We start from the raw sequence: 955 nt of genomic DNA, 5'->3' as shown, positions 1-955 counted from the left end.
GCCACGCGGAGGTCTCGTAATCGTCGCTCCCCAGGTAGTCGGGAGAGTAAATCGCTCCCGCGCCCAAACTCCCCTGCCAACCGCTGTCTTGTGCCTGGCTGGGACTTGCCATCGCCAACAGCGGCAGCCCCATGGCCAACGCCGCGTATCGATATCTTGCCTGCATAGTTCCGACTCCTTGGATGGGTTACATCACCATCGATGTATAGCCGTGTGAATCACTGCGGATGCGTACTCGCCAAAAGCTTTACATACAATATCGAAGGTATCTGTGCTATGCCAGCCTTCCATTGCCAAATAATTATTAGCAAGCTACATTCTTGCCATCATTCGCTTCAGGAACGTTTTCATGGCATCCCCTAAGCTGTTCTCGCCGCTCACGCTCGGCGAGCTCGAATTAGCCAATCGCATCGTCATTTCACCGATGTGCCAATACTCAGCCGACGATAACGGCAGCATGACCGACTGGCACAAGATTCATCTGGGGCATCTCGCCCTCTCAGGAGCAGGGCTGTTGATCGTCGAAGCCTCTGCCGTCGCGCCGGAAGGACGCATCACCTCCGGCGACGTGGGGCTTTACTCAGACGATAACGAACAGGCGATGGCGCGTGTACTCGAATCCGTTCGTGCCCACTCGCCGATGCCGCTCGGCATCCAGTTGGGCCATGCCGGACGCAAGGCCTCCTGCCAGGCACCCTGGGACGGCGGCGCCCAGCTAAGCCTGGACGAAGGCAGCTGGCAGACCGTGGCGCCTTCCGCCGTCGCGTATCAGGACGGGCAGCGTCCACCACAGGCAATGAGTCTTACTGATATCGAGCAGCTCAAGGCAAACTTCGTCGCCTCAGCCCAGCGCGCCGAGCGTCTCGGTTTCGAGCTGATCGAACTGCACGCGGCGCATGGCTATCTATTGCATGAGTTCTTGTCGCCGCTTTCCAACCAGCGCGATGACGAATAC

General features: G+C 58.5%; 1 pseudogene. It reads left to right on the top strand.

The features are described from left to right. Positions 1–349: 349 nt before the first annotated feature. Positions 350–955: pseudogene (locus OP495_RS18280) on the top strand (oxidoreductase); the annotation flags it as partial.

Origin of the sequence: Chromohalobacter sp. 296-RDG, assembly GCF_029889885.1 — a bacterium.
Taxonomy (GTDB): domain Bacteria; phylum Pseudomonadota; class Gammaproteobacteria; order Pseudomonadales; family Halomonadaceae; genus Chromohalobacter.
The sequence above is the reverse complement of the archived record's forward strand: the minus strand, read 5'-3'. Positions and strand labels throughout refer to the sequence as shown.